Genomic DNA, 916 nt, shown 5'->3' with positions numbered 1-916 from the left:
TTCCAGCGGTGCTGGCCGTCAGGACATTGGTGCCGGTGCTGGTGATCGTCGGTGCGCCGCTTGCTCGTGCCAGCGACACATCCGTGAACGTTCCGGTCGGAATGCCATTGGCATCGAAATTCGTGAACCGCGCGACCTCGATATTCACGAGCGTGTCGGTGCCTTCGTCGTCGATCAACGGGATCTTGATGCCATCTGCCCCGAGGACCGGCGCCACGACTGTGTCGACGACTGTTACCGTGCCATTGGCATTGCGCGTCAGCGTGAAGTCGGCGCGGCTGCCGTGGAAGACCGCCACGTCGGTATCGGTTGCCAGGGCGCCGTCGGAGATGATCTCGCGCACCGCTTCGAGCTGGCCCGGATTGATCTGTCCGGTTCGCATCAGGTCTGCGACCGATTTTCCGTCCCAATTGGCATTGCCGGTCCCCGAGATGAGGGTGGTCAAGCCATCGACCGTGAACAGCTGGGCGCTCGCCGGGTCCTTGGTGGCATGCACGGAGATCCGGACATTGAGCCAGCGGTCGCCGTCGATCAGATCGTTGCCGGCATTGCCGGTGATGGTGTCGCTGCCGGCACCGCCGAGCAGGATGTCGCCACCATTGCCGGGGTCGAAGACAGTGGTGTCGGGAGCGAGATCGCGGAAATGCGAGCCAGGGACCGCCATGGCCGCGACGGTCCCCGCCGATTGTCCGATGACCGCACCGGACGCCAGCTTGATGAAGTCCTCGAGCCCGCGGATCAGGTCGACGTTCTGGGACAGAAGCTTGCTGTCCGTCGCGGGCCCATTGACCGGGCCGGTTCCTGCACCGACAGCGCCGACCGGAAAGCTGGTCCCGATCAATGTATCGTTGTGCTTCCAGCCCGAGGCACCTTCCACCGAGTCGTTGCGGTCCCGCAATGTCAGCGCGAGCTGATT

1 pseudogene is annotated in these 916 nt (G+C 64.1%); it reads right to left on the bottom strand.

Annotation, left to right across the window (positions count from 1 at the left end):
- Positions 1-916 (bottom strand): annotated as a pseudogene (locus AB4118_RS34015) (hypothetical protein); the annotation flags it as partial.

Source organism: Allobosea sp. 2RAB26, from assembly GCF_052115465.1.
GTDB lineage: Bacteria > Pseudomonadota > Alphaproteobacteria > Rhizobiales > Beijerinckiaceae > Allobosea.
Note: the sequence above shows the minus strand (reverse complement) of the source record. Positions and strands in the feature narration are given on the sequence as shown.